Origin of the sequence: Streptococcus sanguinis (assembly GCF_900475275.1) — a bacterium.
Taxonomy (GTDB): Bacteria; Bacillota; Bacilli; order Lactobacillales; family Streptococcaceae; genus Streptococcus; species Streptococcus sanguinis_N.
Map to the genome: position 1 here is coordinate 2,289,014 of NZ_LS483364.1, position 14,339 is coordinate 2,303,352.

Consider the following 14,339-nt stretch of genomic DNA (forward strand, 5'->3'; position numbering starts at 1 on the left):
ATTATACACAGTGTCCAAATTTCAATAAAATTGATTATACACCAATCAAAAATTAATACAAGCTTATTCTTTAAAAATTGGACACCGTGTCTAATTTTGTTTAAAAAGATTGTAGGAAGCGGAATAAGTTGGTTCTACTGTATTCAAGCTTTCAATCATGTAGATAAAAATTTTTTCCACCAGTAAGTACACAGAAAATCAGCTTTATATTAGAATGATAAGCGAGGTAAATGGAGTCAAGTATCGAGCTTTTAACTTGATGATAGGGTTCCATGTGAAACACTGCTGTCAGCCGATGGTTCAGGAGCAAAAAATAAGCACCGAACAAGCGCATGCCTTTTTAGCAGGTGTAGTTGATATTTCTCAAGCATCAAGGCTACAAAACAAATACATTCTATACTCTTATAAAAATGAACAAATTTCTATTATCTTCTCACAGGAAGGCGAGCTACTTTACGTAACTCCTGACCCTGATTACCTCTACTTCAAATAATGTTCATAACAAAAGCCGAGACTTTACTTTAAGCCTCGGCTTTATTATTTTACCAGTCGACTAAGCCTAATCAGATAAAATTTTGACTATCTATGCTTAATTCCGGAATTTAACTCTTTTCCACTGGAAAAACATTTGATATAATAGTACACGGAGAAAAAGAAAAAGTAGTTTGCTATGATGGCCATTAGCTTGAAGAGCAGACTGAGGCTTAGCCTCAAAGGGAGATTTTATGTTAGAAAGCAATAAACGCCGAAAAACCAAGGCTATTATTGAAAGAGCCATGGTTTCACTACTGCATAAGCAGTCCTTCGACCATATCACTACTGTCCAGCTAGCTCAAGCTGCTGGCATCAGCCGTAGTAGTTTTTATACTCACTACAAGGACAAGTACGACATGATTGAACGTTATCAGCAAAACCTCTTTCATCAGTTGGGATATATTTTTGAGAATAATCAAGAAGATATTCAAACTGCGATTACAGAGGTCTTTCAGTTCCTCCAGCTAGAGCCACTCTTGGCCGCCCTTTTAACAGAAAACGGCACGAAAGAGATTCAAAATTTCCTGCGCCATAAGCTGCAGGTGATGCTGGCGGATAGTCTGCAGGACCGTTTTAGTAGACGTGTTTACAATCATTTTGAAAAAGAATACAGCAGAGTCTTTCTCGCTAATGCCTTCTTTGGTGTCTGCCAAATGTGGATTGCTAGAGGAAAAAAAGAAAGTCCTGAACAAATAGCAGAATTTCTTTTGAAAATGCTGTAAGAAGCTGCTCTAATTCATTGAATTACAGCTCTTCTAATATTTTGAAAAATTAAACAGGGTGTACAAAACCTCTTTTGGTTCTGTACACCCTATTTTTATTGCATTATAGTTTCATAGCCAGCATATTGACCGTCATACCAGCTGCTGTTCCCATCAGAGCGATGGTGTCCCCTTCCTTGACTAGATTGCGCTCCAGAGCATAGCAGAGAGAGAAGGGCACTGCTACTGACACCATATTACCATAGTCTTGCACAATATTAAGGTATTTATCATCAGGAATACCCAAGCTGCGCATGACCATTGGCAGAGCCCGACTCGCCTGATGCGGAATGATATAATCCAAGTCAGATAGGCTGAGACCACTCTTTTCCTTAAACTCTTTAAACATTTCCGGAATTTTTCTGGCAGAGAGCAAGAGTATCTTCTTACCATTCATGTCAAACATGTAGTGAGTCTTGGTAGCGTCCGAATACTCCTTAGGCTGAAACGATGTCAATCCACCGCGAATCTCTGTATCATGAGCTCCTTCAGACCAGGTCCGCTGCAAGCTGGAGATGACCCCTCTTTCTTCCTCTGTTGCTTCAAAAATCAAAGCTGCCGCCCCGTCACTGAACAACTCAAAACTTTCCTTCTGATTAGGATTGAGGCCTAGGCTTCCAACCTCACTGGACACGATGAGAATCCTATGATACTCACCAGCCTCCAACAAATGAGACATGAGACTCAAAGCCGAGATAAAGCTGGTGCAAGTCGTATTGATATCCATGGCTGGAATGGACAAGCCCTTGGCTACCAACTCATGAATCAGGGCCGCAGTGCAGGGAATAGGCTGAACGCCCACCGCACTGGCTGACACGATACAATCGATGTCTTTGATTGTCAAACCCGCTTGCTCTAGGGCTTTTTCAATCGCCTTAACCGCCATGGAAAGCTGGGTTTCTTCATTTTCCACCACTCGATAACGGGTCTGATCCTTAAAAGTCACAGTATTTCTAGGTAGATGCGTACCATAACCAACAATCTTTATATGATTCTTTACTGCTGTCATATTAAACTCCTTCTTGTCAGACTTGGGGCTGCTCAATAGCTAGGTAAACTGCCAAAGCGCTTCAGCCTCTGATTCATATGTTTTTCCACTTGGAGCATTCTTAAGTCCGATAGATACGTTTCAACTTACGGCTTCTGTCCCGCTGGTAATCTTCAAAAGAAATAGCCGGTATAAGAAAGTCTTTATCAGTCGCCAAGTTCTGAAACTGCTGGACAAGCTCGTCTTCTCGCTGCTGACTACGATGTTCGATAGCAATGGTCAGCGAATAGTCCTTTTTCTGAGCTACCTGATATTCTCCAATCCCATCCACTAAGAGCAGACAACGGCGAATAAAGTCTGGAAAGACCTCCACCGACTGACCTGCAGCATTTTCAAAAATGAAAATATCATCTGAGCGCCCCTCGATCCTGTCAATCCGTGTAAAGATCGAACCACAGGAGCAAGGTTCAGGATTTTCCACCAAGATATCATTCAGCTCATATTGAAAAATTGGCTGAGAAGTCCGCTTGAAATCCGTAATTATTGGATAAAAGCGCCTATCATCCAAGTAGTGCTTATCTACATGGACAATATCTTCGTTTAGATGAAGATTCCCATGGACACAAGTGCAAGCTAGAAAGCCCTCGGTCGCTTGGTAGACCTGGTCCACCTTTTTCAGACCAAATCCTGCTTGAATCCTCTGCTGATCCGGCTCTTCCAAAATTTCTGCCACTGATACGACTTTGCTAGGAGCAATCTGCAAATTCCCTGCCTGGACTTGTTTAGCTAGCTCCAAGAGCATTGATGCTGGCGCTACCAAAATCGTTGGCTGGTAAGCATTCAAACGCTCTACATGCTCTTCGGCTCCCTGAAAAGTATCAAAGTACTCCAGAGAAATCAAGCCTGAATTGACAGTCTGATAGAGCTGGTTGTCTGCCCGAAGAAAGAAGGCGATTTTATGTCCAAAGAGTTTGCCTTTAGGCAGCATCTTGGCCAAGATGGCTGCCGCCCACATACTGCGCTCCTTTTCAGTGGTAACAAATAAACCTCGGTGACCAGATGTCCCCGAAGACAAGCCGACAGCAATTTCTCCTATCATGGGGCTGAAATCACGTGTCCGCTCGCTCTCCAGAGCCAAGGCTAGTAACTCATCACGATCCAGCCCCTGAGTATTGAGCTCATTGAAATGCTCCATCATAAAGGCCTTATTCATCTTAAAATCTGCTGGAATACCTGATTTAAAATAAGGTGATTCCTGCTGCAGAAATTCCCGATAGGCTGCTAAAGCCTTGATTTGATAGCATTCCAAGGCCTGTCGATCCTTAAATCGATACCCCCAGCGCATGACGCTAAAGGTTTTTAGAAATGTTCCTAGTTTCATACAAAATCTGCTCCGCTCTCTCAGCCGGATCATGACTGACTAGCACCTGATAGCCAACAGCAAGTAACTGCCGAAGCAAGGCCACACCGGCCATGTATTCTTCCTTGCTATCTTGGATCAGTGACGGCAAGAAACGCATCTGCTCCGTATAAGACAACAGATCCACGCCCCAGCACAAATCAGCCCCGATAAACAGATGATAATCAGGTAAAAAGAGACAAGCTTGACCAGCAGCATGTCCATCAACTGAAGCCAGATATATGCTGCCATCCCCAAACAAGTCAACTGTCTTGCGATAGAGGAATGCTGCTTGCACCTGCTGAGGTTCCACTACTTCCAACCGACTCTCAAAATCCTGCGGAAGAAATTCCTTGAAAATCAAATCCTTAAGCTTGGCATGCTGATACGTTTTGAAAACGGTCTTGGTCAGAATGAAGCGGGCCTTGGGAAAGAAAGCGGCTCCGCCGATGTGATCTGGATGCAAGTGCGACAAGATGACATAAGAAATATCTTCTGGCGCAATTCCTTTTTGCTCAAGCAGACGATCTACACGCTCCTCTTCTGGCATATCAACAGGCGTTCCCAGACCATAAAGCCAGTATTTAAAATTGGGCTTCAGAATAGCTGGAGAATAGCCAGTGTCGTAGAGAATATAGCCTTTCTCACGATGCTTCAAGAGGAAAACACCAGCTGGAAAAATCATTTTTTTCTTGGCAACTCCCTTAAACATTTGCTGCAAGTGACTGCTGCAGCGTCCAGGCTGAAGATACTCAATTTTCTCGATAATGTTGGACATATTTTGCAATCCCTTCACTGATTGTCAACTTGGGTTGATAGCCCAAATCTCTTACTGCTGCTGATATATCCAGCGTTTGACTGTAACGCATTAAGTAATAAGTGTAAAGAGTCAGAGGAGGCTCTTTTTCAATGTTAAAAAAGCGATAAAAGCTTTCAAATCCCTGTGCCAGAAGACCTAGAAAAGCAGCAGGAAACTTAACATAACGTTTACGAACTTGTAAACCATCTAAAGCTTCATCCAGCATATCCTTGAAACTACGGGATTCTCCGTTGGTAATGTTGTAAACTTGTCCTTGCGCTTCTGGAATTTCCAAAGCCAGACGAACAGCCAAGGCCACATTTTCCACACAGGTCATGTCCATCATTTGCTGGCCATTTCTGATGAGTGGAATTGCCAATTTTTGGCTCAAGCGCAGAATCCTAGGAAAGATACTGGTATCTCCAATACCAAAAAGCCCTCTAGGACGCAAGATAACCGATGGAACTTGAGGATAACTTCCGACAATCCGCTCAGCCATGAGCTTGCTTTTGATATAGAAATTCAGCTCATTCTCCTGAGGAGCAGCCTCTTCTTTGATAGCGAGTTGATCACGCGCCGCAGCATAAACACTTGGGGAGGAAATATAGACCAGTCTTTGCACTCCAAAATGTCGGCAAGCTTCCATAACCAGCTTGGTTCCTACTACATTAGTCTGATAAAACTGCTCCCAGGGTCCCCAAATCGTTGAAAGAGCACCAGCATGCACCACTGCATCCACTCCTTCGCAGGCTGCAAAAATTTCTTCTTCTCTGGTAAAATCACCAGCAAAAAACTCTACTAAAGGACCCTCTAACTGCCGACCAGCCTTCAGATTACGACCAAAAGCCCGCACCTGATAGCCTTGTTCAGCTAGCTCTTCTACAACATACTTTCCTAGAAAGCCAGTCGCACCTGTCACTAGAACCTTCATCGCTACTCCTTTCATACAATTTTCTGTTTCTGTCTTGTCCCCATTATACACCATTTCAGCAAATCTTCCGTAAAAAAGCTGGAAAAAATCTTTACAGAGTGTCTCACCTGATTGGATAGGAGCAGAAAGAAATCAGATAATTTTCCAAAACAAAGGTCTCCTTTTCCTTGCTCTTAGTTATAAAAAATTGAGCAAACTCAAGCTTTCGTCAACCTTTTTAGTTAAAATCAGCTTTATTAGTTCACTGAGAATATTAAAAAAGAAGCCGGGAAACCGACTTCTGAACAAATACAAATTAAAGCATTTTGTTGTAGAATTCAACGATAAGTGCTTCGTTGATTTCTGGGTTGATTTCATCGCGCTCTGGAAGGCGAGTCAATGAACCTTCTAATTTTTCAGCATCGAATGATACGAATGCTGGACGTCCAAGAGTTGCTTCAACAGCTTCAAGGATTGCAGGCACTTTCAATGATTTCTCGCGAACTGAGATCACTTGACCTGGAGTTACGCGGTATGATGGGATATCAACGCGTTTGCCGTCAACAAGGATGTGCCCATGGTTTACGAATTGACGAGCTTGACGACGAGTAGTCGCAAGACCAAGACGGTAAACAACGTTATCCAAGCGACGCTCCAAGAGAAGCATGAAGTTGAAACCAAGGATTCCTTCTTTGATTTTTGAAGCTTGAACAAACAAGTTACGGAATTGTTTTTCACCTACACCGTAAGTGAAACGAAGTTTTTGTTTTTCAGCCAATTGTAAACCGTATTCTGACAATTTGCTGCGGTTGTTTGGTCCATGTTGACCAGGTACATAGTTACGGCGAGCCAATTCTTTACCTGTACCAGTAAGAGAAAGACCCAAACGACGAGCTTGTTTCCAAGATGGTCCTGTATAACGTGACATAAAAATGTCCTCCTGTAAAATATTTTTGAGGAAATAGTCACTTAGAAAGCCCTGATTCGTGCAGAACATTTTCGCCCAAACAGCTAAGGCTACTTTTATAGCTGATGTTCTGTTGACGAGCTCCATGCTTTCCTGCTGCTATTTCACACAAAGGCTATTGTACCATGAATAAAGTCAAAAGTAAAGGGCCTCAGACAAAAAATCAAGCCAAAAGGCTTGATTAAAGTTGTTTCTTTAAAGCAAAGGAATTCCAACAGTTGCTTCACACTCCCAAAATCCTCAAAATCTCCTGCTTATATCGCAGCTTCTGCAATTCCTTATCCTCACTGTCTGACCAAGTCAGTTGGAGATCTGTAACGACTTCTCCAGGCCGATTTTTCAGAATATAGATATGGTCGCTGAGAGCCAGAGCTTCCTCGATGCTATGAGTAATGAGAAGGGTCGTCAGACCCAGCCTGCGATGAATATCCAGATACCAAGCGTGCAGCTCCATCTTAGTCAGCTCATCCAAGGCACTAAAGGCCTCGTCTAGAAGAAATAGCTTGTGACCGAACATATAGGTCCGTAGCAGAGCCACGCGCTGCCGCATCCCCCCACTCAGCTCATGTGGATACTTGTCTGCTACATCAAAGAGCCCGAACTCTTTCAAAATCTGAGTTGCCTGCTCCGTCGCTTCCTTTTTTGATACTTTTCGGATTAGCAGGGGCAAGATGACATTGCCCAGCACTGTCTTGTGCTCCAGCAGCAAGTCCTTCTGCAGCATATAACTCACCCGGCCCTTGGGATTTTCCTGCCCGTCTAGGACAATCCTGCCCGATTGGACCTCCAAAATCCCAGCAATCAGATTAAAGAGGGTCGTTTTCCCGACTCCGCTAGGTCCCAAAATCGCTACGACCTGACCTGCTTCTACCTGTAGGCTGATATCTTTCAAAATCTGCTGCTCATCATAAGCATAGCTTACATTTTCAAGTTTAATTTCTGTCATTATTTTATATAGTCGTTGCTAAATCCCTTGTCACTCAAGTCATTGTCCACGATACCCTTATCCTTGGCCCATTTGTAAAAGGCATTCCAACGGCTAGCCTCAAACTGACCCCACTTGTCCTTATCTGATGCATATTGCTCGGACAAATATTTTTGAGAAGCCAAGACAAAGTCGCGCTTGTTTTTCAATTCCGGCGCATGCTTGATTAAAATATCCGCTGCTTCTTCAGGGTGCTCCATGGCATATTGATAGCCCTTCTTGATAGCCTGCAGGACCTTTTTCGCCTCGTCCGGATTCTTCTTGAGATAGTCATTATTGGCAATGATCACTGGAGAATAATAGTCAAACTCCTTGACATAGTCCTTCATGTAAAAGAAATTAGTGTCCATGCCTTGCGTCTCTGCCATGATGCCGTCCCAGCCATGATAAATCCAGGCCGCATCAAACAAACCATTTTCAATCGGCGTAATAGAGTTAGAATCGTTGTTAGGAACTTTTTCCACTTCATCAAACTGGCCGCCTTGGCTTTCAACCAAAGTTTTGAGCATGCCTAGCTCCACTGGATCATTCCAAGTGCCGTATTTCTTGCCAGCTAGGTCCTTAGGTCCAGTAATCCCTGAAGACTTCTTGGAAATAATGCCCGAAGTATTATGCTCTACAATGGCTGCAACGGCTGTGATTTCTGCGCCCTTATCCAATTTTTTAGCCATGGAGTCCTGGAAATAAATGCCAAAAGGTGCCTTGCCGTTGATAATCAAATCCGAACTGCTATCTTCAGGCGGCAACTTGATATCCACATCCACGCCTGCTTCCTTGAAGTAGCCCTTTTCTTGAGCCACATAAAGGCCGGTATGGTTGGTGTTAGGTGACCAGTCTAGGATAAAATCAATCTTTTTATCCTTCTTAGCTGACTCCGAGCCTGACTGACTGCAAGCCGCTAGACCAAAGATAGACACGGCAGCTAAACCTGCCAGCAACACTTTATAACTTTTTTTCATCATTATCCTCTTTTCTTTCTTTGGAAAATGGCAGAGCTGAGCTCCTATTTCCACTTAATGACATATTTTTCACTGACAGCCACCAGCTTCATCCCCAGAAGACTGATAACCGAAACCAATATGATAATGGCAAACATGGTGTCGTACTGGAAAAGTTTCTTAGACTGGATCATATAAACACCCAAGCCTTCAAAACCGCCCAGCCATTCAGAAACCACAGTCGTGATGAAGGCATAGGAAACACTGACGCGCAAGCCCGCATAGAAATAAGGCAAACTAGCTGGAATCTTAAAATGCCAGAGAATCTGCCAGCGATTGGCCTGCATAAGCTCAAAGAGAGTCAGAGTATCCCGATCACAATGCCGAAAACCATCCAGAATACTGACGATAATCGGAAAAGTCGTCGTCAGAATAATCAGCACAATCTTGGGCAAAATCCCATAACCCAGCCAGAGAACCAGAATTGGCGCCAAAGCAATGGTCGGAATCGTCTGCACCACGACCATCATGGGGTAGATTAGATCATTGAGCCAGCTCATGCTGTCCATGAGTATAGCTAGTATACAGGCCAAGATGACGCCCAAGACTAAACCCAGCAAGGCTACTTTTAAGGTCGCCCAGCTATGACTTGCTAGAAATCCAGCATCTCTGATAAAGGCCTGACCGATTTCCAGAGGCGTCGGCAGGATAAACTTGGGCAAGAGCTTGAGCCAGCCCATGACCTGCCAGATGACAAGTACACCCAACATACCTAAGAAACCGATTTGCTGTCGCATCAGCCTTTGTAGTGCTTTCATTAGAACAATTTTCCTCCCTTCCTGCATTTTAGCGCTGCAATTTTTCAAGATATCACCATTCGATAAAGATGATAAAAGAAAAGGCCTTTTCCGTATATGGAAAAGGCGCACAAATACCACATTTTTCGGTATGTTTCCTACGCTGGCATTACCCAGATCAGGTGCGGTCGAAGCTTACACTTCCTCTCAGACTGTACACAGACTCCCATATATAGGACTATGATAGCGCAATCATCAGCAAATGTCAAGGTTGGAGCTTGGACTCACTCCTTTTCAACGATAAGTAAAGCAAACGATCATCAATCAGTCAAACTTTCCTTTCGCAGCCAGCAAAGTCTCCATAGCCCTGATATTCTCTGTCTCGCTTGTGGATAAGATGGTTTCAAAGCCCAATTCAGCTGCCGTATCTAAGTTAGCCTGAATATCATCAATGAAGACGGATTCTACTGGATTCAGATTATATTTTTTCAACAGCTTTTGGTAAATCTCTGCTTCTGGCTTGACGACACCGACCTCTGAGGAAAGGATATAGCCCGACAGCAGTGGGTAAATGGGCAACAAACCAGCTTTTTCAATATGATAAAAAATCTCACAAGTGGTTGACAAGATATAGATTCGATAACCTTGATCAGACCATAGCCGAATCCTTTCCTGTAAACCACTGTAAACATGCACAACCTCATACCAGTGATAGAGGATATTCTTAACGGCAGAATGATAGGAGACGTCCAACTGAGCCAGGACTTCCTCACAAGCTTCTTTCAAACTCCGCTCTCCCCTGTCCGTCTGATGCCAGACACCCGACTCAAAAATGACCTGCCTAAGAACCTGCTGCCGCTCTTTCTCAGGTTCAAAATATGTCAAGATTTTCTCAGAATTCCATTCAATCAGAACATTGCCCAAATCAAAAACCAAATTTTTAATCATGATGACCACCTGTTTTCTTTGCTTATCATCCTCTATATAAGTCGATTTGACTGAGGAATTGCTTCAAATATAAGTAAAAAGGCCCACTGGACCTTTCTATTCATCAAAATAACGGATGAGGTTCTTTTCTGTCAAAATGTCAGAATAAGTATAAGACTCTACATAGGTATTGGAAATTTCTCCTGGCTGACCGCCTTCATTGGAATATTCCACGATAAACAAAGACGGATAAACTTCAATCAGACGGCCTTGCTTGCTTTTTTGGCGCTTACGGCCGTTTTCCAGCGTCATCTCGACGATTTGTCCTTCATGCGCCTTGATATCTTCTTTGATTTTTTTCATTTTTGCCACATCTGTAAATGCATCACTCATCTTTATTCGTCCTCTCTTTTGGAAATACTTGAGAATTTATTATACTCTTTCTGGAAAATTAACTCTACTGTACCACGCGCCCCACTCCGGTTTTTCTCAATAATGACTTCAACCTTGTTGTTGGGAATGCCTTCTTCCTCCTCACCAGCCCGATCATAATAATCATCCCGGTAAAGGAAAGCAACGATATCCGCATCCTGCTCAATGGAACCTGATTCCCGAATATCAGACAGCACTGGTCGCTTATCCTGCCGCTGCTCTACGCCACGCGAGAGCTGACTCAGCGCAATGACCGGCACCTTGAGCTCCTTAGCCAAGATTTTCAACTGCCGGGAAATTTCCGAAACCTCTTGCTGGCGGTTTTCACGCCCAGTTCCCGTAATCAGCTGCAAATAGTCAATCAAAACCAGCCCTAGATTCCCCGTTTCCTGGGCCAGTTTTCGAGCCCGCGAGCGAATCTCTGTAATCCGAATCCCTGGTGTATCATCGATATAGATACTAGCGTTAGCCAGATTAGCTGTCGCAATGGTATATTTTTGCCACTCTTCATCTGTCAGTTGCCCCGTACGAATGGAATGAGAATTAATCACCCCTTCTGAAGCCAGCATCCGGTCCACCAAGCTCTCCGCCCCCATTTCCAGAGAGAAAATGGCTACAGTCTTATCCAGCTTGGTTCCGATATTCTGAGCGATATTGAGGGCAAAGGCTGTCTTTCCGACCGCTGGCCGGGCCGCCAAAATGATTAATTCTTCCTCATGCAGACCAGTCGTCATCTTGTCCAGCTCACGGTAGCCAGTCGCAATCCCAGTGATATCTGATGTCTGCAGAGACCGAGCCTCCAGATTGCCAAAGTTAAGATTCAGCACATCACGGATATTTTTAAAACCGCTGCGGTTAGCTGTTTCACTGACATCAATCAGAGCTTTTTCAGCTCCGGCAATAATTTCCTCTGACAGACGGTCACCATCGTAGGCTTGATTGATAGACTCTGTCAGACGCGAAATCAGCCGCCTTAGAATAGCCTTTTCTGCAACGATTTTAGCATAGTATTCAGCATTGGCAGAGGTTGGCACAGAATTGACCACTTCCACCAAGTAGCTGAGACCGCCGATATTCTGCAAGTCACCCTGACTGTCTAAAATATTGCGAACAGTCGTTGCATCAATGGCATCGCCGCGGTCAGCCAAGTCAATCATAGCCTTGAAAATCAAGCGATTGGCATACTTAAAGAAGTCAGCAGGCTCGATATACTCACGAACAAAGACCAGTTTGCTCTCATCAATGAAAATGGCTCCTAAAACGGACTGCTCCGCTAAAATATCCTGAGGCTGAGCTCGGAGTTCATCAATCTCTGCCATCGGTAAATCCTTCCTTCAAATCACTATTATCCTTCTTTAACCCGCAAACGAATCACCCCAGTTATATCCTGATAAATTTTCACTGGAACATCGATCAGACCAATGGAGCGAATCGGTGAGTCCACCTTAATATGGCGCTTGTCAATTTTAATGCCAAACTGCTTCTGCAGCTCTTCTGCTATTTTCTTGCTGGTAATAGAGCCAAAGGTGCGGCCGTCCGGACCAACTTTTTCAGTAAATTCAACAAGAGTAGCTTCTTCTGCTAACTTAGCTTTAATAGCCTGAGCTTCTGCCACTAGTTCAGCGTGGGCTTTTTCTTCAGACTTTTGCTTACCGCGCAGCTCACCGATAGCCTGCGCTGTTGCTTCCTTGGCTAAATTTTTCTTAATCAGAAAATTTTGAGCATAGCCAGTCGGCATTTCCTTGATTTCGCCTTTTTTGCCCTTGCCTTTTACATCTGCTAAAAAAATTACTTTCATACTTTTTTCTCCTCGTCTATTATTACTTCCTCTTTAATGACTTGATCCATAATTTCTTGATTCAACGACTGAAGGACCTCAGAAACTGTTTTACCTTCAATTTGAGCTGCCGCCAGATTGAAATGACCGCCACCGCCCAGCTTTTCCATAATTCGCTGAACATTGATCTTGCTGCGACTGCGAGCCGAAATAGACACATAACCTTTGGTATTCTTGCTCACGACAAAAGTAGCTTCAATTCCTGACATGGAGAGCATGGTATCAGCTGCCTTACTGATGACAACCGTATCATAAGTGTTCTCCTCTGGACCAGCTGCTACAATGACATTAGGCAAAATCTTCTTACCATTTAAAATCAGCTCATTAATCGCACGATATTCCTCAAAATTCGTAGCTGAAATGTCCTGAATCACAACACTGTCACTGCCCCGAGTTCGTAGATAGCTGGCCACATCAAAGGTCCGACTGGTGACTCGAGATGAAAATCCTTTGGTGTCAAGCATAATCCCCGCCATGAGAATGCTGGCTTGCATCTTACTGAGACGGTTCTTTTTAGAATTCTGGAACTGAATCAGCTCCGTCACCAACTCACTAGCACTGCTAGCCCCACTTTCGATATAGGCAATCACAGCATTTTCCGGAAAATCTTCATCACGGCGATGGTGGTCGACTACGATAATCTGACTGAATTGATCAAAGAAATCCTTAGACAGAGTCAGAGATATCTTGGAGTGATCAACCATAATCAAAAGAGAACGATTGGTCACCATATTTACTGCTTCAGAAAGCGGCACCAGATAGTCAGCCCCTTCCTGCTGGAGCTTTGTAATGGACCGCTCAATATCAGAAGCCATCTGAGACGGATCATAGACCACATAAGTTTTCTCGATGATATTACTAGCAAAAAGCTGCATACCAAGAGAAGAACCCAAGGCATCCATATCCAGATTTTTATGTCCGACTACAAATACCTGATCCACACTCTTAATCTTATCAGAGATCGCAGTCATCATAGCCCGAGTTCGGGTGCGCGTCCGCTTAACAGCTGACGCCGTTCCTCCACCAAAGAAAATTGGGTTCATGTTGTCGTTATTTTCTTTGACGACAGCTTGATCCCCACCCCGAACTTCAGCTAAGTTGAGGTTAAGCAGGGCTACCCGACCGATTTCATCATGATTGCCATCACCATAAGAAAAGCCCATACTAAGTGTCAGTGACAGCTCTCGATTTTTAGCTTCCGTCCGGAATTGATCAATGATAGAAAATTTATTTTCCATCAGCTGTTCCAGCACTGTGTAATCCGTAAAAAGATAGAACCGATCCATGCCAACCCGACGGTAAAACATGTGAAACTGCTCAGAAAATTCTGCTACGAAGTTGGCCACAAAGCTATTGATATGACTGATATCCGTGTCTGAAACGACATCTTCCAAATCATCATAATTATCCACAGAGATAATCCCAATCACCGGGCGCGTTGTCACCAGACCAACAGTGGCTTCGTATTCATTGGATGCATCAAAAAAATAAAACACACTGGATGCACGGTCCAAGTAAACCGAATATTTCTTGTCTCCAACCGTAGCATAATGACCAGAGTCTGAATAAGCAGCCTTCATGATATTCTTGAGCATATCAGCATCAAAATCACCATCTTCGGTTGTAAAAATCAGTTCTGCATATGGATTAAACCACTCTACATCACTACTATCTTCACTGATTTTAATGACACCAACTGGCATCTTATCCAGCAAGGAAGCGAGGCTTCCTTCTGCTTGATGATTGACATAATGAATCTGCTCAATCTCATCTAGCTCGGATACTCTCTGTTGCTGGATAAAAAGCACAATCAAAAGAGCCAGCACAAGCATGAGAGCAGCTAGCATGGCCAAACTATCACCAAAAAGCCTCAGACAGATGGCTAAGATTATAAAGGAAATTAGACCCGCCATCGCCAAGTGAATTGGGGCAAAACGAAATTTTTTCATCATAGACCTCTTATTCCGCCATTTTACCATAAATCCTAGAAAAAAGCGAATTTCTCCCAATAATCAAAGCATTTAACAATGGTAAAGGAAGCGAAAAACAGTCTTTCAAAGTTTAC

15 protein-coding genes are annotated in these 14,339 nt (G+C 43.6%); 2 read left to right on the plus strand and 13 right to left on the minus strand.

Translation table 11 applies throughout. The features are described from left to right. Positions 1-295 precede the first annotated feature (295 nt). Positions 296-493: a DUF4947 domain-containing protein gene (locus tag DQM55_RS11475; protein WP_050540654.1), complete on the plus strand. Its 198-nt coding sequence runs from the start codon at positions 296-298 to the stop codon at positions 491-493. Between the two features lie 232 nt (positions 494-725). After that, on the plus strand, positions 726-1,256 hold the full coding sequence (locus tag DQM55_RS11480; RefSeq protein ID WP_002899570.1) for a TetR/AcrR family transcriptional regulator: 531 nt from the start codon (positions 726-728) through the stop codon (positions 1,254-1,256). A 103-nt stretch (positions 1,257-1,359) separates the two neighbouring features. On the opposite strand, the gene DQM55_RS11485 is transcribed toward DQM55_RS11480, so the two are convergent. The 13 genes from DQM55_RS11485 to DQM55_RS11550 form a co-directional block, all read right to left on the minus strand. Next, on the minus strand, positions 1,360-2,304 hold the full coding sequence (locus DQM55_RS11485; protein ID WP_002894224.1) for a 3-oxoacyl-[acyl-carrier-protein] synthase III C-terminal domain-containing protein: 945 nt from the start codon (positions 2,302-2,304) through the stop codon (positions 1,360-1,362). A 100-nt stretch (positions 2,305-2,404) separates the two neighbouring features. Beyond that, a complete protein-coding gene (locus tag DQM55_RS11490; RefSeq protein WP_004184943.1) occupies positions 2,405-3,664 on the minus strand; it encodes a F390 synthetase-related protein in 1,260 nt (419 codons plus the stop codon). Then, positions 3,633-4,460, minus strand: coding sequence for an MBL fold metallo-hydrolase (locus tag DQM55_RS11495; RefSeq protein ID WP_004184945.1), 828 nt, complete (start codon positions 4,458-4,460; stop codon positions 3,633-3,635). The genes DQM55_RS11490 and DQM55_RS11495 overlap by 32 nt, the downstream gene beginning before the upstream one ends. Further along, positions 4,435-5,466 carry an NAD-dependent epimerase/dehydratase family protein gene (locus DQM55_RS11500; protein ID WP_004184946.1) on the minus strand — a complete coding sequence of 344 codons (1,032 nt, stop codon included), beginning with the start codon at positions 5,464-5,466 and terminating at the stop codon, positions 4,435-4,437. The genes DQM55_RS11495 and DQM55_RS11500 overlap by 26 nt, the downstream gene beginning before the upstream one ends. Positions 5,467-5,707: 241 nt before the next feature. Continuing rightward, positions 5,708-6,319, minus strand: coding sequence for a 30S ribosomal protein S4 (gene rpsD / locus DQM55_RS11510; RefSeq protein WP_002899562.1), 612 nt, complete (start codon positions 6,317-6,319; stop codon positions 5,708-5,710). A gap of 262 nt (positions 6,320-6,581) precedes the next feature. Next, the gene (locus tag DQM55_RS11515; RefSeq protein ID WP_002918010.1) at positions 6,582-7,304 is read right to left on the minus strand and encodes an ABC transporter ATP-binding protein; all 723 of its coding nucleotides are present in this window, start codon (positions 7,302-7,304) and stop codon (positions 6,582-6,584) included. Further along, entirely contained in the window at positions 7,304-8,305 is a 1,002-nt protein-coding gene (locus DQM55_RS11520) for an ABC transporter substrate-binding protein (protein WP_111676859.1), read from the minus strand. Before DQM55_RS11520 ends, DQM55_RS11515 begins: the two co-directional genes overlap by 1 nt. A 41-nt stretch (positions 8,306-8,346) precedes the next feature. After that, positions 8,347-9,126 (minus strand): ABC transporter permease, encoded by a 780-nt coding sequence (locus DQM55_RS11525; RefSeq protein ID WP_002918012.1) that lies wholly within the window; start codon positions 9,124-9,126, stop codon positions 8,347-8,349. 276 nt (positions 9,127-9,402) lie between these two features. Beyond that, on the minus strand, positions 9,403-10,026 hold the full coding sequence (locus DQM55_RS11530) for an HAD family hydrolase (RefSeq protein ID WP_002905662.1): 624 nt from the start codon (positions 10,024-10,026) through the stop codon (positions 9,403-9,405). A gap of 96 nt (positions 10,027-10,122) precedes the next feature. Beyond that, positions 10,123-10,398, minus strand: coding sequence for a Veg family protein (locus DQM55_RS11535; RefSeq protein WP_002894239.1), 276 nt, complete (start codon positions 10,396-10,398; stop codon positions 10,123-10,125). Between the two features lie 2 nt (positions 10,399-10,400). Continuing rightward, positions 10,401-11,756 carry a replicative DNA helicase gene (gene dnaB / locus DQM55_RS11540; RefSeq protein WP_002894241.1) on the minus strand — a complete coding sequence of 452 codons (1,356 nt, stop codon included), beginning with the start codon at positions 11,754-11,756 and terminating at the stop codon, positions 10,401-10,403. Between the two features lie 26 nt (positions 11,757-11,782). After that, positions 11,783-12,235, minus strand: a complete 453-nt coding sequence (gene rplI / locus DQM55_RS11545; RefSeq protein ID WP_002894242.1) for a 50S ribosomal protein L9 — start codon at positions 12,233-12,235, stop codon at positions 11,783-11,785. After that, positions 12,232-14,223: a GGDEF domain-containing protein gene (locus DQM55_RS11550; protein WP_462885671.1), complete on the minus strand. Its 1,992-nt coding sequence runs from the start codon at positions 14,221-14,223 to the stop codon at positions 12,232-12,234. Before DQM55_RS11550 ends, rplI begins: the two co-directional genes overlap by 4 nt. Positions 14,224-14,339: the final 116 nt, after the last annotated feature.